Annotated in this window: 18 protein-coding genes; 12 read left to right on the top strand and 6 right to left on the bottom strand. The window is 72.3% G+C overall.

The window, feature by feature from the left end:
- The first annotated feature begins 167 nt into the window (after positions 1-167).
- The 3 genes from pbpC to hisN all read left to right on the top strand — a co-directional run bounded on the left by pbpC (position 168) and on the right by hisN (position 5,435).
- On the top strand, positions 168-2,234 hold the full coding sequence (pbpC, locus tag DK412_RS00870) for a penicillin-binding protein 1C (protein ID WP_109970391.1): 2,067 nt from the start codon (positions 168-170) through the stop codon (positions 2,232-2,234).
- 266 nt (positions 2,235-2,500) lie between these two features.
- Positions 2,501-4,516: an AI-2E family transporter gene (locus tag DK412_RS00875; RefSeq protein WP_245447372.1), complete on the top strand. Its 2,016-nt coding sequence runs from the start codon at positions 2,501-2,503 to the stop codon at positions 4,514-4,516.
- A gap of 106 nt (positions 4,517-4,622) precedes the next feature.
- A complete protein-coding gene (gene hisN / locus DK412_RS00880) occupies positions 4,623-5,435 on the top strand; it encodes a histidinol-phosphatase (RefSeq protein WP_109970393.1) in 813 nt (270 codons plus the stop codon).
- 141 nt (positions 5,436-5,576) lie between these two features.
- Here hisN and DK412_RS00885 read toward each other — a convergent pair whose 3' ends face one another.
- Positions 5,577-6,698, bottom strand: a complete 1,122-nt coding sequence (locus tag DK412_RS00885) for an aldo/keto reductase (protein WP_109970394.1) — start codon at positions 6,696-6,698, stop codon at positions 5,577-5,579.
- A 96-nt stretch (positions 6,699-6,794) separates the two neighbouring features.
- On the opposite strand from DK412_RS00885, the gene DK412_RS00890 reads away from it, so the two are divergent.
- The gene (locus DK412_RS00890) at positions 6,795-7,682 is read left to right on the top strand and encodes a LysR family transcriptional regulator (protein WP_109970395.1); all 888 of its coding nucleotides are present in this window, start codon (positions 6,795-6,797) and stop codon (positions 7,680-7,682) included.
- 3 nt (positions 7,683-7,685) lie between these two features.
- On the opposite strand, the gene DK412_RS00895 is transcribed toward DK412_RS00890, so the two are convergent.
- Positions 7,686-8,678, bottom strand: coding sequence for an alpha/beta hydrolase (locus DK412_RS00895; RefSeq protein WP_109970396.1), 993 nt, complete (start codon positions 8,676-8,678; stop codon positions 7,686-7,688).
- Between the two features lie 247 nt (positions 8,679-8,925).
- On the opposite strand from DK412_RS00895, the gene DK412_RS00900 reads away from it, so the two are divergent.
- Positions 8,926-9,390 carry an Hsp20 family protein gene (locus tag DK412_RS00900; RefSeq protein WP_099899369.1) on the top strand — a complete coding sequence of 155 codons (465 nt, stop codon included), beginning with the start codon at positions 8,926-8,928 and terminating at the stop codon, positions 9,388-9,390.
- A gap of 66 nt (positions 9,391-9,456) precedes the next feature.
- Here the strand turns inward: DK412_RS00900 and DK412_RS00905 are convergent, their stop codons facing one another.
- Both DK412_RS00905 and DK412_RS00910 read right to left on the bottom strand, forming a co-directional pair.
- A complete protein-coding gene (locus DK412_RS00905) occupies positions 9,457-9,759 on the bottom strand; it encodes a carboxymuconolactone decarboxylase family protein (RefSeq protein WP_109974984.1) in 303 nt (100 codons plus the stop codon).
- Positions 9,760-9,898: 139 nt separating this feature from the next.
- Complete coding sequence (locus DK412_RS00910; RefSeq protein WP_109970397.1) at positions 9,899-10,375, bottom strand: RNA polymerase subunit sigma-70; 477 nt, start codon at positions 10,373-10,375, stop codon at positions 9,899-9,901.
- 216 nt (positions 10,376-10,591) lie between these two features.
- Here DK412_RS00910 and DK412_RS00915 point away from each other — a divergent pair, with 216 nt between their 5' ends.
- From DK412_RS00915 to hemC, 3 genes are all read left to right on the top strand, one after another.
- Positions 10,592-10,891 carry an antibiotic biosynthesis monooxygenase family protein gene (locus DK412_RS00915; protein WP_109970398.1) on the top strand — a complete coding sequence of 100 codons (300 nt, stop codon included), beginning with the start codon at positions 10,592-10,594 and terminating at the stop codon, positions 10,889-10,891.
- A 51-nt stretch (positions 10,892-10,942) separates the two neighbouring features.
- Positions 10,943-11,110 carry a hypothetical protein gene (locus tag DK412_RS30500; protein WP_204165471.1) on the top strand — a complete coding sequence of 56 codons (168 nt, stop codon included), beginning with the start codon at positions 10,943-10,945 and terminating at the stop codon, positions 11,108-11,110.
- 90 nt (positions 11,111-11,200) lie between these two features.
- A complete protein-coding gene (gene hemC, locus DK412_RS00920; protein WP_109970399.1) occupies positions 11,201-12,136 on the top strand; it encodes a hydroxymethylbilane synthase in 936 nt (311 codons plus the stop codon).
- A gap of 555 nt (positions 12,137-12,691) precedes the next feature.
- Here the strand turns inward: hemC and pncB are convergent.
- The gene (gene pncB / locus DK412_RS00930; protein WP_109970400.1) at positions 12,692-13,984 is read right to left on the bottom strand and encodes a nicotinate phosphoribosyltransferase; all 1,293 of its coding nucleotides are present in this window, start codon (positions 13,982-13,984) and stop codon (positions 12,692-12,694) included.
- 150 nt (positions 13,985-14,134) lie between these two features.
- Positions 14,135-14,644 (bottom strand): pyridoxamine 5'-phosphate oxidase family protein, encoded by a 510-nt coding sequence (locus DK412_RS00935; RefSeq protein ID WP_093568972.1) that lies wholly within the window; start codon positions 14,642-14,644, stop codon positions 14,135-14,137.
- Between the two features lie 239 nt (positions 14,645-14,883).
- Here DK412_RS00935 and DK412_RS00940 point away from each other — a divergent pair, with 239 nt between their 5' ends.
- The 4 genes from DK412_RS00940 (at position 14,884) to DK412_RS00955 (ending at position 18,130) form a co-directional block, all read left to right on the top strand.
- Complete coding sequence (locus tag DK412_RS00940) at positions 14,884-15,093, top strand: TOBE domain-containing protein (RefSeq protein ID WP_048427261.1); 210 nt, start codon at positions 14,884-14,886, stop codon at positions 15,091-15,093.
- Positions 15,094-15,294: 201 nt separating this feature from the next.
- A complete protein-coding gene (locus tag DK412_RS00945) occupies positions 15,295-16,314 on the top strand; it encodes an iron ABC transporter substrate-binding protein (protein ID WP_109970401.1) in 1,020 nt (339 codons plus the stop codon).
- Positions 16,311-17,360 carry an iron ABC transporter permease gene (locus tag DK412_RS00950; protein ID WP_109970402.1) on the top strand — a complete coding sequence of 350 codons (1,050 nt, stop codon included), beginning with the start codon at positions 16,311-16,313 and terminating at the stop codon, positions 17,358-17,360. Before DK412_RS00945 ends, DK412_RS00950 begins: the two co-directional genes overlap by 4 nt.
- Entirely contained in the window at positions 17,357-18,130 is a 774-nt protein-coding gene (locus tag DK412_RS00955; RefSeq protein ID WP_109970403.1) for an ABC transporter ATP-binding protein, read from the top strand. Before DK412_RS00950 ends, DK412_RS00955 begins: the two co-directional genes overlap by 4 nt.
- Positions 18,131-18,207: the final 77 nt, after the last annotated feature.

Genomic DNA, 18,207 nt, shown 5'->3' on the forward strand with positions numbered 1-18,207 from the left:
CCACGGCTGAACTTCACCGTGAGCGCAACGGGACGAAGGGCGGGGAAGTTCCGCCAAGCCTCGGCAGGTCCACCAAACCTCGGCGGCGTGATCGATCGCGCCCCGTCGCCGCCGCGCACGAAATGCGTCAGGATCGCCCCGGCATCGACGGCACGGGACGATGGGGAATGGAAGCGCGCACGACACGGAAGATCCGGCGCCTCGGGGCCGCCCTGGGGCTCACCGGTCTCGCCGTCTCCGCCTGGCTCGGGTCAACCCTCGCCCGTCTCCCGCCCCTCGACCTCGCCGCGGCGCAGGCCCGCTCCCCCATCGTCCTCGACCGCACCGGCACGCTGCTGCGCCCCTTCGCGACCGCCGACGGGCGCTGGCGGCTGCCGCTCGAACCGGATGCCGTCGATCCGCGCTTCTTCGCCATGCTGACCGCCTACGAGGACCGGCGCTTCCGCGCCCATCCGGGCGTCGACCCGGCGGCGCTCCTGCGCGCCGCCGGGCAGTGGCTCGCGGCCGGGCGGATCGTGTCGGGGGCCTCGACCCTGTCGATGCAGGTGGCCCGCCTCGTCGAGCCGCGGGGCGAGCGCTCGCTGAAGGCCAAGCTGCGCCAGATCGCCCGGGCGATCGCGCTGGAACGGCGCCTCGGCAAGGACGGAGTCCTGCGGCTCTACCTCGCCCTCGCGCCCTATGGCGGGCCGGTCGAGGGCTTGCGGGCGGCGAGCCTCGCCTATTTCGGGCGCGAGCCGGCGCGGCTGACGCTGGCCGAGGCCGCCCTGCTGGTCGCCCTGCCCCAGGCGCCGGAGGGGCGGCGGCCCGACCGCTTCCCGGACGCCGCCCGCCGGGCCCGCGACCGGGTGCTCGACATCGCGGCCGCCCGCGGCGTGGTGCCGGCGGCGGACGCGGCCGCTGCCAAGGCCGAGCCGGTGCCGCATTCCCGAAAACCCTTCCCGATGCTGGCGCCGCACGCCGCCGAGGCGGCCCTGGCCCAGGAGCCGGGCCGGGCCGTGCATCGGCTCACGATCGACGCGCGGCTGCAGGGACGGCTCGAACCGCTCGTGGCCGAGCGCGCGGCGGCGTTCGGCCCGGGCCTGTCGGCAGCGGTTCTCGTCATCGACAACGCCACCGGCGAGGTGCGGGCGCAGGTCGGCAGCGCCGGCTACCTCGATGCCGCGCGCGCAGGCGCCATCGACATGACGGGGGCGGTGCGCTCGCCGGGCTCGGCGCTCAAGCCCTTCGTCTACGCCATGGCGTTCGAAGCGGGGCTCGCGCATCCCGAGACCCTGATCGAGGACCGCCCGTCCCGGTTCGGCGCCTCCTACGCGCCGGAGAATTTCGATCTCACCTTCCAGGGCACGGTGACGGCGCGGCGTGCGCTCCAGCTCTCGCTGAACGTGCCGGCAGTGGAACTGATGGAGGCGGTGGGACCGGCCCGCTTCATCGCCCGCCTGCGCTCCGCCGGCGCCGGTATCGCCCTGCCGCGGGACGCCGCGCCCGGCCTGCCGGTCGCGCTCGGGGGGCTCGGCATCACGCTGTCTGACCTCGCGCGGCTCTATGCCGGGCTCGCCCGCGGCGGCGAGGTGCCTGTGCTGAGGCGCCGCCTCGACGCCCCGGCCACGGAGGCGGTGCCGCCGCGCATCGCCGAGCCGGTGGCGGCCTGGTACGTCGCCGATGTCCTGCGGGGTACGCCACCGCCCGAGAGCGCGCTCCCGAACCGCCTCGCCTACAAGACCGGCACGTCCTACGGCTACCGCGACGCCTGGGCGGCCGGGTTCGACCGGCGATACACGGTCGCGGTGTGGCTCGGGCGGCCGGACGGGGCCGGGGTGCCGGGCCTCGTCGGGCGGGTCGCCGCCGCGCCGCTCCTGTTCGACGCGGTCGCGCGCCTCGGCGGCGAACCCGAGCCGGTGCCGCGCCCCCGCGACGCCCTGGTGGCGTCGACCTCCACCCTGCCGCCTCCCTTACGCTCTTTACGCCGGGAGACGGGACCGACCGACCGCCTGCGCATCGCCTACCCGCCGGACGGGGCGCGGATCGATCTCGGCGCGCTGGAGGGCGCGCCCGCCGGCCTCGCCCTCAAGGCGCACGGCGGCACCCTGCCGCTGACCTGGCTCGTCGGCGGGCTGCCGGTGACCGAATCGGACCGGCGCCAGGCCGAGTGGCAGCCCGACGGCGCCGGCTTCGTGCGCATCTCGGTGCTCGACGCCACGGGCGCGAGCGACAGCGTGATGGTGCGGATCGAGTAGAGCGGTTTCCGACGAAGCGGCCACCGGTTCGGCCCAGAAAATGCGTCAAAATCAATGACCTAGAGCATCATCCGATCGCGTTGCGATCGAACGTTGCCCTAGGCCCGCACACATTTTCGCGAGGATGGCGCAAGGGTAGCGGCGGATCGTTTCGCCGCCCGCCCCGTTCCTCCCCGTGGAAGCGTGGCGAGACGGCGAGCGCCGCGCGTGTGGGAGTGAAGCGTCGCATGGCCGATGGGCGAGACGATTCCCGGCGGAGCTTTCCGATGAAGCCCGCCCGGGTCCAGGCCGCCGAGACCCCCGGCGACGGCCTCGCGGCGCCGCTGGTCATCGCGGCGGTGATCGTGGCGGCCCTGTATTTCGGGCGCGAGATCCTGATCCCGATCGCCATCGCGGTGCTGCTCAGCTTCGTGATCGGGCCGCTGGTGGCGCTGCTGCGCAAGCTCCGGCTCGGGCGGATCCTCTCCGTCGGCGTCGCGGTGCTGCTGCTGCTCGCCGTGGTGGCGGGCTTGGGCGGCCTCATCGGCATGCAGGTCGCCGACCTCTCGACCGGCCTGCCGCGCTACCAGCGCACCATCGCCCAGAAGGCCGAGAACCTGAAGGCGGGCCCCCTCGGGAGCATGGCCGGGTATCTCCGCAGCATCAACCACCAGATCCAGCAGGCCGGGGCCCCGGAGCAGAAGCCGCAGGACCAGACGAAAGAACAGAAGGAGAAGCCCGAGGGCAAGCGCGCCCCGCCGCCCGCGGTGCAGAACCCCGACAAGCCGGTCCTGGTCGAGGTGCGCGACCGCGAGCCGAGCCCGGTCGAGCTCGCCGAGAAGCTTCTGGCCCCGGTCGTCTCGCCGCTCGCCACCCTCGGCATCGTCTTCGTGGTGCTGATCTTCATCCTGGTCCAGCGCGAGGATCTGCGCGACCGGATGATCCGCCTCGTCGGCTCCAGCGACCTGCACCGCACCACCGTGGCGATGGACGACGCGGCGCGGCGCCTGAGCCGGTTCTTCCTGGTCCAGCTCGCGCTCAATGCAGGATTCGGCCTCGCCATCGGCACCGGGCTGTGGCTGATCGGCGTGCCGAACCCGATCCTGTGGGGCATCTTCACCGCGCTGATGCGCTTCGTGCCGTATATCGGCGCCTTCCTGTCGGCCCTGCTGCCGCTGGTGCTGGCGGCGGCCGTCGATCCGGGCTGGAACATGGTGCTGGCGACCGCCGCCCTGTTCCTGGTGCTCGAGCCGCTCGTCGGCCAGTTCATCGAGCCCCTGGTCTACGGCCACTCGACCGGGCTGTCGCCCTTCGCGGTCCTGGTCTCGGCCCTGTTCTGGACCTGGCTGTGGGGGCCGGTCGGGCTCCTGCTCTCGACGCCGCTCACCGTCTGCCTCGTCGTGCTCGGCCGCCACGTCGACAAGCTCGAATTCCTCGACGTGCTGTTCGGCGACCGCCCGGCCCTGACCCCGGTCGAGAATTTTTACCAGCGCATGCTGGCCGACGACCCGGACGAGGCGCAGGAGCTGGCCGAGGTCATCCTCGCCCAGTGCTCGCTGTCCTCGTACTACGACGAGGTGGCGCTGAAAGGCCTCCAGCTCGCCGCCACCGACGCCCGCCGCGGCGTGCTGACCGAGAACCAGCTCGAGCGCATCCGCGTCGGCATCGCGCAGCTGATCGAGGATCTCTCCGACCGGGACGACGCGGCGCCGGAGACGAAGCCGACGCTCGCCGGTCGCCTCCTGTCGGGCCGCCAGGACGAGGAGATGCCCTGCGAGGCCTCCCCCGCGGTGACGGACGCCCCCGCCCCGGACCAGCTGCCGGAGGAATGGCGGCGCGAGGGCGCGGTGCTCTGCGTCGCCGGCCGCGGGCCGCTCGACGAGGCCGCCTCGATGATGCTGGCCCAGCTCCTCGACAAGCACGGCTTCGGCACCCGGGTGGTGCCGTTCGAGGCGGTGTCGCGGGCCGAGATCGCCTCGCTCGATGCGGCTGCCGCGCGGATGGTGTGCATCTCCTACCTCGAGATCAGCGGCAAGCCGGCCCATCTGCGCTACCTGATCCAGCGGGTGCGGCGCCGGGCGCCGGAGGCGCAGGTGCTGGTGGGCCTGTGGCCGGCGGACGACGCGGTGCTGAGCGATCCCGGCGCCCGGGAATCGCTCGGCGCCGACCACTACGCGGTCTCCTTGCGCGAGGGCGTCGAGGCCTGCCTGGAGGCGTTGCGCGCCGTCCCGGCCCCCTCCCCTGCCGCCTCCCCCGCCCTGGAGCCCAAGCCCAAGCCTGAGCCCGTGCACGAAGAAGCCTGACGCGATGGCCCGGGGCGATGCCCCGGGGCTTGACGCCGGGCCTGCGCCGCCCTTTCGATCCGAGGAAGCGGGCCGCAGGCCCGGGCGAGCGGGAATCGGGGACAGCATGAGCGTGGTGGATTTCGCGCGGTTCGTGGACGAGCTCGCCACCCAATCGGGCCAGGCCATCCTGCCCTTCTTCCGCGCCGCCTTCGCCACCGAGGACAAGGCCAAGGGCCACGCCGCCTTCGACCCCGTCACCGAGGCCGACCGGGCCGGCGAGGCGGTGATGCGCCAGCTCATCAAGCGCAGCTTCCCCGACCACGGCATCCTGGGCGAGGAATTCGGCACCGAGAATCCGGATGCCGAATACGTCTGGGTGCTCGATCCGATCGACGGCACCCGCGGCTTCATCGCCGGCCTGCCGATCTGGGGCACCCTGATCGGGCTGACCCGCGGCGGCGTGCCCTGCTACGGCCTGATGAACCAGCCCTTCACCGGCGAGCGCTTCTTCGGCGACGGCGAGGCCGCCCATTACCAGGGCCCGCACGGCAGCCGCCGCCTGCGCACCCGCCGGAAAGCGGACCTGTCCGAGGCGATCCTGCACACCACCGATCCGCGCCTGTTCGGCGACGGCACCTCCGACCGGCAGGCCTACGAGCGGGTGGAGAAAGCCACCCGCCTCGCCCGCTACGGCGCCGATTGCTACGCCTACGCGATGCTCGCCGCCGGTCACATCGACCTCGTGGTCGAGGCCTCGCTCAAGCCCTACGACATCGTGGCGATGATCCCGGTGATCGAGGGCGCCGGCGGCGTCGTCACGACCTGGGAGGGGAATTCCGCCGCCAAGGGCGGGCGAATCGTGGCGGCGGGGGACAAGCGGCTGCACGCGGCGGCTTTGGCGCTTTTGAACGGGCAGGACCCTATACCACCGGCCTAAGATGCTGACGCATCAACGTCGATCTCGGGCAGGCCCGGGATCGACGAGGCCGTTGATCCATCTCGCATTTTCGACACCAGGCCAAAGGCTTGGCGAAAATTCGAGAACGGAACCAGAGGTCGTTTTCAACGACCGTTGGTATTACTCCGCGTCCACCATGCTGCGCATCGCGGCGCCCCCGAACACCACCCGGCTCCGCAAGGGCGGGCGGGAGAGGGCGTAGAGCATCCGCGGCTCGGCCGGGGCGCTCGCCGCGTCGAGGGCGGCGCGGTGCTCGGGCGGGAGCACGAGATTGAGGGCGGCGACATTGTCGGTGACCTGGTCCGGGCGGCTCACCCCCATCAGGGTCGAGGCGACGCCCGACCGCCCCATCACCCAGGCGAGGGCGACACGGGCCGGCGGAGCCCCGAGCGCCTCGGCCACCCGGCGCAAAGCCGCGACGATGTCCCAGTTGCGCGGCGTGAACAGGCTGTCGCCGAACGGGTTGGCACCGTCGAGCCGCCGGTCGCCCTCCGGGCGCGCCGCGCCGACGGCGGCGGGGGCGTCCGGCAGGCCGCCCCCGCGCGGGGCCGCCGCCTCGACGGCGTCGCGGTCGTACTTGCCCGTCAGGAGCCCGTAGGCCAGCGGCGACCACGGGACCATCGCCATCCCGAACTCGCGGGCAAGCGGGATGTGCTCGTCCTCCACCTCGCGGCTCACCAGCGAGTAGAAGTATTGCAGCGCGATCGGCCCCGGCAGGCCGCGCACTTGCGCGAGCGTCGCGATCTTGGCGGCGAGCCAGGCCGGCGCATTCGAGAGGCCCCAGTAGCGGACCTTGCCGGCCCGCACGAGGCCGGCCATCGTCTCCAGGATCTCCTCGGCCGGGGTGACGCCGTCCCAGACATGCAGCCAGTAGAGGTCGATCACGTCGGTCCGCAGGCGGCGCAGGGAGCCGTCGAGGGCGGCGTGGAGGTGCTTGGCGCCGCTGCCGCCGGCATGCGGCCCGGCGCCGGCTGCGAAGCCGGCCTTGGTCGCGAGCACGATCCGGTCGCGCAGGGAGCGCTCGGCGATGAAGCGGCCGAGCATCGCCTCGCTCTCGCCGCCGGCATAGAGGTCGGCGGTGTCGACGAAGTTGCCGCCCTCGTCGACATAGGCGTCGAACACCGCCCGGGCGCCCGCCTCGTCGAGGCCCCAGCGGGCGGTGCCGAAGGTCATGGTGCCGAGCGCGAGCGGGCTGACGCCCAGGCCCGAGCGGCCGAGCGTGCGATAATCCGACAGGTCCATTGCTGCATGTCCTCGATGATGGGACACGGGATAGCGTGAGGGATCACGGGCGATTAGCCCGGATCGGCCGCAAGCGCTTGTGAACGGGGCTCAGGAATGCGGCGCGGCACGCTCGACGATCTCGCGGCCTTCGCGGCGGTGGCCCGGGCGCGCAGCTTCACCCGCGCGGCGGCCGAGCTCGGCCTGTCGCCCTCGGCGCTCAGCCACGCGATGCGGGGGCTGGAGGCGCGGCTCGGCGTGCGGCTGCTGGCCCGCACCACCCGCAGCGTCGCCCCGACGCCGGCGGGCGAGCGACTGCTGCGCTCCCTCGATCCGGCGCTCGCTGAGGTCGCCCGCGGGATCGCCGGCCTCGCCGAGTGGCGCGGCGCCCCTTCGGGGACCGTGCGGCTGACGACCTTCCTGGCGGCGGCCCGCAGCGTGCTCGATCCGGCGCTGCCGCGCTTCCTCCTCGACCATCCGGCGGTCTCGGTCGAGGTGGTGACCGACGACCGGCTGACCGACATCGTCGCGGCGGGCTTCGATGCCGGCATCCGCTTCGGCGAGGCGGTCGAGCGCGACATGCTGGCGGTGCGCGTCGGGCCGGACCTGCGCACGGTGGTGGTGGGCACGCCCGGCTACTTCGCCCGGCGGCCTCCTCCCGAGAGCCCGGCCGACCTCGAGGGCCACGACTGCATCAACTACCGCCTAGCCGGCGGCGGCCTGTTGCCTTGGGAATTCGCTCGGGGCGGCCGCGAGATGCGGGTGCGCACGAGCGGCCGGCTCGTCGTCAATGACGGCGTCCTGGCGGGGGCGGCCCTGCGGGCCGGCGTCGGGCTCGGCTACATGCTGGAGCAGGACGTCGCCGAGGACGTCGCGGCGGGCCGCCTCGTCCAGGTGCTCGACGCCTGGTGCCTGCCGTTTCCCGGCTACCACCTCTACCACCCGGCTCGCCAAGTCACCCCGGCCCTGCGCGCCCTGATCGACGCCCTGCGCTGGCGCGGGTGAGCCTCACGCCACTTCCCTTGCCCCGTCCTTTGCCCCTTCGGCCACCGGCGCCGTCGTTCCCGGCACGAAGGCGTCGAACGCCGCCCAGAACTGCTCGCGGATCGCGTCCCGCTCCATCAGGATCTCGTGGCGGGCGCCCCGCAGCGTGATGGTGTGGCCGGCCGCCAGCCGAGCCGCGAAGCGCTCCACCGCCGGAGTGCTGCAGACCGGATCGGCGCCGGCGGCCACCACCAGCACCGGCACGCGGATGCCGAGGGGATAGCGCGGATCCTCGAAGCGGCGCATCGCCCGGAAGGCGGCGGCGAGCCAGCCGATGGTGGGATCGCCGATGGCGCCGGCCTTCACCGCGAGCGCCGCCGCCGCGTTGCGGGCGTAGCGGACCGGATCGGCGGTGAGCCGGTTGTTCGGGAACGGCTTGGTGGCGATCGAGACCGCCGAGCCCCCCGGCACGTAGCGGCGGCCGAAGCCGAGCGCCCGCAGGACAGCGGCGAGCCGCATCGCGGCCTTGGGCCGGCGGATCATGCAGATCGCCACCATCGGGGCGAGCACGACGAGGCGGCTGAACGGCAGCCAGCCCTCCCGCGCCGCGGTGAGGCAGATGGCGCCGCCCATCGAGTGGGCGAGGCCGAAGAAGGGCCGCGGCATCCGCGCCTCCATCACCTGCGTCTCCACCGCCGCGAGGTCGAGCTTGTACTCCGAGAAATCGTCGACGTGGCCCTTGTGCGGGTCCTCGACCGTGCGGTCCGAGCCGCCCTGCCCGCGCCAGTCGAAGGCGACGACGTGGAAGCCGCGGCCGCGCAGTTCGGTCACGGTCTCGAAGTACTTCTCGATGAACTCGGCCCGGCCCTGCACCACGCAGACCGTGCCATGCACGGCCCGCGCGGTCGGCGCCCAGGTGGCGACGCGCAGGGAGAGCCCGTCGGCGGTCTTCACCGTCAGGAGCGTGGCCCCCAGCGGGATCGGATTGTCGGGCGTGGCGAGCAGCGGCACGGTCACGAGAGGGCCTCCGAGGCTGGCATCCGCCGCATCCTGGCACGGCACACCCTAATTAAGTGGGGCGGGATCCGCGTCCGTCCGGGCCCTTCAAAAAAATTCGCGATCCCCCTCCGGCGGCGGTCTTGACCAGTCCAGAGACCACTCCAATATGCGAGGGGCGCCGGCCGATACGGCGGCGCGCAAGACCGGGGCCGGCCCCAGCGGCGGTCCCACAAGACTACATATTGCTTCAGACGGAGAATATGTCATGCGTCAGTTCGATCTCGCCCCCCTGTACCGCTCGACCGTCGGCTTCGACCGCCTGTTTTCCGCTCTCGACCAGTTCGTGACCTCGGACGCGGCGCCGACCTACCCGCCCTACAACATCGAGCGCACGGCCGAGAACGCCTACCGGATCACCCTCGCGGTGGCCGGCTTCACCGATCAGGACCTGTCGATCGAGACCCGCGAGAACGCCCTCACCGTGAAGGGCGAGCGCAAGGCCGAGGCCAAGCAGGCCGAGTTCCTGCACCAGGGCATCGCGGCCCGCGGCTTCGAGCGGCGCTTCCAGCTCGCCGACCACGTCCAGGTGACCGGTGCGGTGCTGGAGAACGGCCTGCTCCACGTCGATCTCGTCCGCGAGATCCCGGAGGCCAAGAAGCCGCGCCAGATCCAGATCGCCTCGGGCTCCCGCCCGCAATCGATCGAGGGCAGCGTCCAGAAGGCCGCGTAAGCGTAGCGATCTTCCAACCTGTTCAGGGGAGCGCCCCGGCCGCGAGGCCGGGGCGCTTCTGTCATGTCAGGGCAGGATGTGCGTGCCGTGGGTGAGCGCCGCGCCGGCCCGCAGGGCCACCGCCACGAAGACGGTCTCGGCGAGTTCCTGCTCGGTCGCGCCGGCCTTCTTCGCCGCCTCGCGGTGCACCTCGAGGCAGTACGGGCATTGCGTGGTGAGGGCGACGGCGAGCGCCATCAATTCCTTGTACTTGCGCGGGATCGCGCCGTCCGCGAGCGCCGCCTTGTCGAGGGCTTCGAAGGCGCTCATCGCCTCGGGAGTGAGGCCCTTCAGGGCGGAGAGCTTCTGCAGGTTGGCAGAATCGTACATCGCGTTGGACATGGCGTAATCCTCCCGGGTTGGCCGGTGTCGTGACCGGCCGCCCGTCGGTCGGGGCGGCTCGGCGCCTCGACTGTTAGAGGATCGCGGGCGTTAAGCCCAATGCGGCTTTGGGCCTGCCCGGCCGGCGTCAGAGATCGCCGAAGGCGAGCTGGGCCGCCGCCGGGCTCTTCTGCGGCTTGCCGGCCTTGGCCGCACCGGTCTTCACACCGGCCTTCGCCGTGCTCCGGGCACCGGTCTTGGCGGCCGCCTTGCGCGGCCGCTTCGGCTCGACGCCCTGGATGCGCGCCTTGCCCTTGTCGCGGGCCACGGCCTCCGGGGCGGTCTGGTCGCCCGAGAGCCACTTGCCGCGCTTGATCACCTCGTTCACCCGGCCCTGGTTGACGCCGAGCTTGAAGGCGATCTCCTGCTGGGTCATCTCCGTCGAGCCGTGCAGCTCGAGGATCTCGCGGGCGAGTTCCGGCGTCATCTTCTTGCCGACGATGCGCCGTCCGGGCTTGACCACCCTGTTGGCGCGGTCGCGCTCGCGCAGGCGCTCGAGAATCGCCAGCGCCATCTGCATGCCGTTCTCGCGCAGGGCTTCCTCGAATTCCTTCAGCGTCGCCATGAGGACCGAACTCCGCTGTCACGTTCCGGCAGGGAAACGGCGCCGGTCGGGACTGGTTGCCCCTGTGCACAGGTCATCCACGGTTTGTGCGCGTCCTGTTCCGGCTTGGCAACGGGGCACCGGAGGCCATCCACCGCTGTTCCCGCCGCCCTGCTGCCGCGTGGACAAGCCCGGCGGCTTCCCGCATGGGTTGCTGCATCGCACGAGGAGAGTCGCATGGTTCTGGAGATCGCGCAGATCGAGGTGAAGGCCGGGCACGAGAGCGCCTTCGAGGCCGGCGTCGGTCAGGCCGCGGAGCTGTTTCGCCGCGCCAGAGGCTGCCGCGGCATGGAGCTGCAGCGCTCGGTCGAGATCCCGACCCGCTACCGGCTGATGGTGCAGTGGGAGACCCTGGAGAACCACACCGTCGATTTTCGCGAATCGGCCGACTTCCCGGCCTGGCGCGCCCTGGTCTCGGAGCATTTCGCCGCCCCGCCGCAGGTCGAGCACACCGTGCTGGCGGTCCAGGGCTTCTGAAACCCGGGCAATCGCCGGTCGTTGCCCTCTGGACCGAGACCGGAGACAGCCATGACCGACGACCGCACGCCGGATCCGAAGCCCGGCGAAGGGCTTGCCAACGACAGCCTCGGGGCGAGCCGCCGTCCCGCCGGCGCCGGCCCCGCGGGCGAGACGAAGCCCGCCGCCGGCACGCCCCAGGGCGGCCGGCCCGCCGACGAGCAGGTGCCGCGGGAGTGACGATCCACGAGAGTGTCACTGCCGCGTGACACGGGGCGCCCGACCCGCTACTCGCGACGTCAAGGTTCCTCGATCTCACGGCACCCGACCATGGCCCGACGTCCCCTGCGCATCGGCACCCGCGGCAGCCCGATGGCGCTCGCCCAGACCGGGATGGTGCGCGATCGCATCGCGGCCGCGCATCCCGACCTCGCCGAGCCCGGCGCGATGGAGCTCGTCGTCGTCACCACGGTGGCCGACAAGGTGCTCGACCGGCCGCTCTCCGAGATCGGCGGCAAGGGCCTGTTCACCAAGGAGCTGGAACAGGCGCTCCTCGCCGACGAGGTCGACATCGCCGTCCACTCGATGAAGGACGTCGAGACCTGGCTGCCGGACGGCCTCGTCATCGCCTGCATCCTGGAGCGGGACGATCCCCGCGACGCCTTCCTGTCGCCGCACGCGCAGCGGCTGGCCGATCTCGCGCCGGGCAGCCGGGTCGGCACCTCGTCCCTGCGCCGTGGCGCCCAGGTGCTCATGCGCCGGCCCGACCTCACGATCGTGCCGTTGCGCGGCAACGCCAACACCCGGATGAAGCGGCTGCAGGAGGGCGCCTGCGACGCCACCCTGCTCGCCATCGCGGGGCTCGAGCGCCTCGGCCTCGCTGACCGGGCGCAGGAGATCCTGCCGGTGAGCGAGATGCTGCCGGCGGTGGCGCAGGGCGCCCTCGGCATCGAGTGCCGGGCCGGCGACACCGATGTGATCGCGCGCCTCCAGGCCGTCGCCTGCCCCCGCACCACCATCGCGGTCGGGGCCGAGCGGGCGCTCCTGGAAGAACTCGACGGCTCCTGCCGCACCCCGATCGCGGCGCTCGCCCAGATCGACGGCGACCGGCTCACCCTCGACGGGCTGCTGTTCCTGCCCGACGGCAGCGCCCACTGGGCCACCCACCGCAGCGGCCTCGCCGCGGACGCCCTGACGATCGGGCGCGAGGCGGGGGCGGAGCTGAAGGCGAAGGCGGGCGAAACCTACCGGGCGAAGCTGCAGTAGCGGGCCGCTCGCGGCGACCCCGCCGCCCTGCCGCTTGATCGCGTAGGAGGCCGCATCGGCCCGCCGGACCAAGTCCTCGAGACCGGCCGTGCGCGACGGCGCGCACGCGAACCCCAGGCTCAGGCCGACGCTGACCGTCTCGGGCCCGAGGCGATAGGGCGCGCTGAGGGCGTGGAGGATGCGGCGGGCGGGGACCTCCGCCTCCTCCGGGTGGCGCACGCCGGACTGGAGCACCACGAAATCGTCCCAGCCCGTCCGGGCCGCCAGGGCGGAGGCCCCACGCGCCCACGCAGGCGTGCGCCGAGCTCCGCCACGTGTCCGATCCCGTTTCCGCTCGTGACGGAAGCACGGGATCCATGAAGAATCGACAATAATCCGGCGTGTCGCGCCCATTTCTCCCATTCCATCCCTACGTCAGGTGGATGGAATAACTCGCGCGACGAGGTGATACTCTGGGGTACTAGCCCCCTCGTACCGCCACCGGACGCGACGCCGGATCTTTGATGTTGCCGCGTTTCCTGCGGCGAGCCGGTCTCCGCTTCGGCGGACAACGCGCTAAACCAGGACCGGCACCGCCTGCTGGGTGCCCACCCCGAACACCCGCTTGTAGCGCTCGACCTCCTCCTCCGGCCCCAGCGCCTTGGTGGGGTTGTCGGAGAGCTTCACGGTGGCGTGGCCGTTGGCCGAGATCACCTTGCAGACGATCGAGATCGGATCGAGGCGGCCGTCCGGCGCCAGCCCGCGGAAATCGTTGGTGAGCAGCGTGCCCCAGCCGTAGCCGATGCGCAGGCGGCCGTGGAAGTGGCGGTGGATCCGCTCGATCACGTCGACGTCGAGCCCGTCGGAGAAGATCGCCAGCTTCTCCCGCGGGTTGCGCCCGTGCCGGGTCCACCAGCGGATCGCCTCCTCGCCGCCCTCGATCGGGTCCTTCGAATCGATGCGGATGCCGGTCCAGTCGGCCATCCAGGCGGGGCCGCGCTCGAGGAAGCCGGTGGTGCCGTAGGTGTCGGGCAGGATCACCAGGAGATTGCCGGCATAGTCCCGCTGCCAGTCGGCGAGCACCAGGTAGGGCGCACGGGCGAGATCCTCCTCGGTCTCGGCCAGCGCCGCGTAGACCATCGGCAATTCGTGCGCGTTGGTGCCCACCGCCTCGATGTCGTGGCGCAACGCGATCAGGCAGTTCGAGGTGCCGAGGAAGCTGTTGCCCAATCCCTCGATCATCGCCTCGACGCACCAGTCCTGCCACAGGAAGCCGTGGCGGCGCCGCGTGCCGAAATCGGCGATCGAGAGGCCGGGCATGGTCTTGAGCCGCTCGATCTTCTCCCAGATCCGCGTCATCGCGCGGGCGTAGAGCACCTGGAGCTCGAACTTGCCCATGCCCTTCAGCACGCCGCGCGAGCGCAGCTCGTTGAGGATGGCCAGCGCCGGCACCTCCCACATCGTGGTCTCGATCCACGGGCCGTGGAAGGTGAGCACGTACTGCCCGTCCTGCTTCTCCAGCAGGTAGTCGGGGAAGCGGAAGTTCTCGAGCCAGTCCATGAAATCCGGCGAGAACATCTGCCGGCGGCCGTAGAAGGTGTTGCCGCGCAGCCAGGTCGATTCGCCCCGGGTGAGGCGCAGCGACCGGCAATGGTCGAGCTGCTCGCGCAGCTCGCCGGGGTCGATCAGGTCGGCGAGCCGCACCCGGCTGGTGCGGTTCTGGATGCCGAAGGTGACCGAGACGTTCCGGTGACGCCGGAAGATCGTCTGGGCCATCAGGAGCTTGTAGAAATCCGTGTCGAGCACGGAGCGGATGATCGGGTCGATCTTCCAGGTGTGGTTGTAGACCCTGGTCGCGAGATCGAGCATCGCCCGTGCCTGCCTGCGTCAGGACCGCCTCCTGCGGGCGGCCGAACCGTCGCCCCTCGGGCGGGGCAACGGAGGGTGCGCAGCCGGCACGGTTCAGGCCGCCGAGTCAAGCATCAAGCTCGACCGCCGGCCCTGTCCTGGGCGCAACCGTCAGCGCGCGCCGAGGTCGACCGCCTTCTTCTCGGTCTTCGGCGACTCGCCGGTCACCGCCGCCTTCACGTAGCCGTAGAGGTGCAGCATCGTCGAGTTCGGGCTGTCCCAGTACTCTCCCTTCTCGGGATGGACGCGGATCAGCGCGATCGACGGGTCGTCCTTGCCGCCCGGGAACCAGGTCTTCAGGCTCTCGCTCCACTTGGCGTCGATCTGCGCCTTGTCGCGGACGATCTCGGCCTTGCCCGAGACCGAGACGTAGTTCTGGCTCGACGGATCGGAATACGACAGGTTGACCTGGTTGTCGCGGCTGATCTCGCCCGCCACCGGCGCGTCGTGCTTGACGAAGAACCACAGGTCGCCGGCCTCGTCCGCGTCCTGGTTCCACATCGGACGGCTGCGAAGCTGGCCGTCGGAATCGGCCGTGGTCATCATCGCGATCTTCACGTCCTTGATCATCGCGAAGAGCTTCTTAGCGCCCTCGTGGTCGCGGTGGCTGCCCTGGTGCATCTCGATCTCCCGTAACGGCGTGACGAGCGGGCAGGCCCGCTCGAAGCTGCACGTCAACGGACGATGCCGGCTTTGGTTTCGGGTCCCGGCGCGCGAAACTCGGCCGTGAAATCGCCCGCAGCCGGCTCGCCGGGACGGGGCGACGCGCCTATCTGTGCGGCCAGGACGGCGCGGACGCGCCGGTCTGAACGGCCAAGACGGCGCGGACGGGCCGCGATGGCGGGACGGAGAGACCCCCGATGAAGATCAGCGCGCGCAACCAGCTCGACGGCAAGGTCGTCGAGGTGAAGAAGGGCGCCACCACCGCCCATGTCCGGGTCGAGCTCGCCGGCGGGCAGGTCGTCACCGCGGCGATCACCAACGAATCCGCCGACGAGCTGGGGCTGGCCCCCGGCAAGACCGTGAAGGCGGTGATCAAGTCCAGCGACGTGATGATCGCGACGGATTGAGAATCCGTTCGATCGGTCGTGTCGATGGATCCGGCCCGGAAATCGACATCTCTCCACGTCATCCCGGGTTCCGCTTCCGCGGCCCCGGGATGACGTGGAGGGTTGCAAACCAGTCCGCCCACTCGAACCAGCTTTCAGGGTAAGGTTGCGGGTGGAATGACATCCACGGTTTCAGGCGAACGGGCCTCGAGCGCTTCTGCGATGCTTGACCGGCGTTCTCTCCTGATCGGATCGACAGCCCTCGCGCTGGCGGGCCCTGCGCGCGCGGCCGATCCCCTGCGGGACGATGCCGGCCGGGCCCTCGACGCGCTCCGCACCCCCGTCGCCCGGGTGTTTCCCGCCGGTCCCCCGGCGGCGATCCTGCTCTACACCCTGGCGCCGGACCTGCTGCTCGGCTGGCCGCGGGCGATCCGCCCGGCGGAGAAGCCCTATCTCCTGCCGCAGGCCGCCGACCTGCCCGAGGTCGGCCGGCTCACCGGGCGCGGCAACACCGCCAACCTCGAAGCGGTGCTGGCCGTAAAGCCCGGCCTGATCCTCGACGTCGGCTCGACCGCCGAGACCTACCGGTCGCTCGCCGACCGGGTGCAGAGCCAGACCGGCATCCCCTACGCGCTCCTCGACGGGCGGCTCGAATCGGCGCCCGCCACCTATCGCAGCCTCGGCCGCCTGATCGGGCGCGACGCCGAACCTCTGGCGATCCTGGCCGAGCGGACGCTCGCGACGATGCGCGCGCGCGTCGCCGCGGTGCCGGAGGGCGAGCGCCCCCGGGTCTACCTCGCCCGCGGGCCCCGCGGCCTCGAGACCGCCCGGGCGGGCTCGATCAACGTCGAGGCGCTGGCGCTCATGGGCGCCGTCAACGTCGCGGGCCCCGGCGGCAGCCTGGCCCAGGTCTCGCCCGAGGACGTGGTGGCCTGGGCGCCCGAGGTGATCGTCGCCCTCGATCCCGCCTTCGCGGCGGCGGCGCGGCAGGATCCCCTCTGGCAGGCGACGCCGGCTCTGCGAACGAATCGCCTGCATGTCAGCCCGTCGCTTCCCTTCGGCTGGGTCGATTTCCCGCCCTCGGTCAACCGGCTGCTGGGCCTGTGGTGGCTGGGGAAAATCCTCTACCCGGCGCAATTCCCGGAGGACATCCGGGCGGTCGCCCGCGATCTCTCGGGGCAGCTCTACCACGTGGTGCCGGACGACCCGGCTCTCGACCGCCTGCTGGCGGGAACTCCATGAGCGGCACCGCGCAGGTTGTCGCCCTGTTGGGCGCTCGGGCCGCGCGACTCGGCGGGCCCTGGCTCGCGCTCCTCGCCCTGGTGCTCGCCGCCGCCCTCGCCTTCGGGGTCGGTCGCTACCCGGTCTCGCTCCTCGACGTCGCCCGGGTCCTCGTCGGCCGCCTCGCCGGCCACGCGCCGGACGTGGCGCCGGCGGTCGAGGCGGTGGTCCTGCAGATCCGCGGCCCCCGCATCGCCGCCGCGATCCTGATCGGCGCCGCCCTGTCGGTCGCCGGCACCGCCTTCCAGGGCCTGTTTCGCAATCCCCTGGTCTCGCCCGACATCCTCGGCGCCTCGTCCGGGGCGGCTCTTGGTGCCGTCCTCGGCATCTGGCTCTCCCTCGGGGTGCTGGCGATCGAGGGCCTCGCCTTCGCGGGCGGGCTCGCGGCGGTGGCCTGCGTCTACGCGCTCGGCGCCGCCCTGTCGGGGCGCGATCCGATCCTGGTGCTGGTGCTCGCCGGCATCGTCATCGGCTCGCTGCTCGGGGCCGGCGTCGGGCTGATCAAGTATCTCGCCGACCCCTACAACCAGTTGCCCGCGATGACCTTCTGGCTGCTGGGCAGCCTGTCGGGCGCGCACCCCTCCGACCTCCTGCCGCTCGCCGGACCGGTGGTCCTCGGCACCGGGCTCCTGCTCGCCTTGCGCTGGCGCCTCGACGTCCTGTCCCTGCCGGACGAGGAGGCGCGCTCGCTCGGCCTCGCCACTGGGGCGCTGCGCGTCGCGGTGGTGGCGGCCGCGACTCTCGTCACCGCGGCGAGCGTCGCCACGGCCGGCATCGTCGGCTGGATCGGGCTGGTGGTGCCCCACCTCGCCCGCTTCCTCGTCGGCCCCGGCTTCGGTCGGCTGATCCCGACGGCGGCGCTGCTGGGCGCCGGCACGCTGCTCACCATCGACACGCTGGCGCGGACGCTCGCCCCGGTCGAGGTGCCGCTCGGCATCCTCACCGCCTTCGTCGGCACGCCGATCTTCCTGTGGCTGCTCGCCCGGGCGGAGCGCGACTGGTCGTGACCCTGCTTCAAGCCGACGCCCTCGCCTTCGGCTATCCCGGCCGGGAGATCGGGCGCGGCCTCTCGCTGCGGGTCGCCCCCGGCGAGGCCCTGGCGCTGCTCGGACCGAACGGCGGCGGCAAGACCACGCTCCTGAAGACCCTGCTCGGGCTGCTGCCGCCCTTACGCGGCACGATCCGGGTCGAGGGCCGGCCGCTCGGCGACCTGACGGCCCGGGAGCGCGCACGGGCGATGGCCTACGTGCCGCAGGCCGGCGCCAGCGCCTTCGCGTTCACGGCCCGCGCCGTGGTGCTGATGGGGCGCACCAGCCGCACCGGCCTGCTCTCCGCCCCCTCGCGCGCCGACCACGCGGCGGCGGAGAGCGCACTCGCCCGGATGGGCATCGCCCACCTCGCCGAGCGGCCGGTGACGCGGCTCTCGGGCGGGGAGCGCCAATTGGTGCTGGTCGCCCGGGCCCTCGCCCAGGAGCCGCGCATCGTGGTTCTCGACGAGCCGACCGCGAGCCTCGATTTCGGCAACCAGGGCCGGGTGATGGCCGAGATCCTGCGCCTGCGCGCCGACGGGCTCGGGCTCCTCTTCACCACCCACGACCCCAACCAGGCGGCCCGCTCCGCCGACCGGGCGCTCCTCCTGCGCGGCGGCGTGGTCCTGGCCGAGGGGCCGGTGGCGCAGGTACTGGACGCCGACGCCCTCGGCCGGCTCTACGATGCGCCTGTCGAGGAGGTGCGGGATGGGCTGAGCGGCGCGCGGGCCTTCCTGCCGGGCGGCTGAGAGCATGCGGGCGAGGAGGTCTGCATCCCGCGCTGCCCCCCGACCGATGGCCGTCCCCGCCGCGCTGGCGTTTCCCG

Source organism: Methylobacterium sp. 17Sr1-1, assembly GCF_003173775.1.
Lineage (GTDB): Bacteria > Pseudomonadota > Alphaproteobacteria > Rhizobiales > Beijerinckiaceae > Methylobacterium.

What these genes read in the sequence shown, in the direction of transcription:
- hemC (WP_109970399.1), top strand. Translation starts at nt 11,201, where the DNA reads ATGGCCCGACGTCCCCTGCGCATCGGCACCCGCGGCAGCCCGATGGCG.
- DK412_RS00905 (WP_109974984.1), bottom strand. Translation starts at nt 9,759, where the DNA reads ATGTACGATTCTGCCAACCTGCAGAAGCTCTCCGCCCTGAAGGGCCTC.
- DK412_RS00890 (WP_109970395.1), top strand. Translation starts at nt 6,795, where the DNA reads ATGCGGCGCGGCACGCTCGACGATCTCGCGGCCTTCGCGGCGGTGGCC.
- DK412_RS00950 (WP_109970402.1), top strand. Translation starts at nt 16,311, where the DNA reads ATGAGCGGCACCGCGCAGGTTGTCGCCCTGTTGGGCGCTCGGGCCGCG.
- hisN (WP_109970393.1), top strand. Translation starts at nt 4,623, where the DNA reads ATGAGCGTGGTGGATTTCGCGCGGTTCGTGGACGAGCTCGCCACCCAA.
- DK412_RS00940 (WP_048427261.1), top strand. Translation starts at nt 14,884, where the DNA reads ATGAAGATCAGCGCGCGCAACCAGCTCGACGGCAAGGTCGTCGAGGTG.
- pbpC (WP_109970391.1), top strand. Translation starts at nt 168, where the DNA reads ATGGAAGCGCGCACGACACGGAAGATCCGGCGCCTCGGGGCCGCCCTG.
- DK412_RS00945 (WP_109970401.1), top strand. Translation starts at nt 15,295, where the DNA reads ATGCTTGACCGGCGTTCTCTCCTGATCGGATCGACAGCCCTCGCGCTG.
- DK412_RS00885 (WP_109970394.1), bottom strand. Translation starts at nt 6,698, where the DNA reads ATGGACCTGTCGGATTATCGCACGCTCGGCCGCTCGGGCCTGGGCGTC.
- DK412_RS00935 (WP_093568972.1), bottom strand. Translation starts at nt 14,644, where the DNA reads ATGCACCAGGGCAGCCACCGCGACCACGAGGGCGCTAAGAAGCTCTTC.
- DK412_RS30500 (WP_204165471.1), top strand. Translation starts at nt 10,943, where the DNA reads ATGACCGACGACCGCACGCCGGATCCGAAGCCCGGCGAAGGGCTTGCC.
- DK412_RS00910 (WP_109970397.1), bottom strand. Translation starts at nt 10,375, where the DNA reads ATGGCGACGCTGAAGGAATTCGAGGAAGCCCTGCGCGAGAACGGCATG.
- pncB (WP_109970400.1), bottom strand. Translation starts at nt 13,984, where the DNA reads ATGCTCGATCTCGCGACCAGGGTCTACAACCACACCTGGAAGATCGAC.
- DK412_RS00875 (WP_245447372.1), top strand. Translation starts at nt 2,501, where the DNA reads ATGAAGCCCGCCCGGGTCCAGGCCGCCGAGACCCCCGGCGACGGCCTC.
- DK412_RS00900 (WP_099899369.1), top strand. Translation starts at nt 8,926, where the DNA reads ATGCGTCAGTTCGATCTCGCCCCCCTGTACCGCTCGACCGTCGGCTTC.
- DK412_RS00915 (WP_109970398.1), top strand. Translation starts at nt 10,592, where the DNA reads ATGGTTCTGGAGATCGCGCAGATCGAGGTGAAGGCCGGGCACGAGAGC.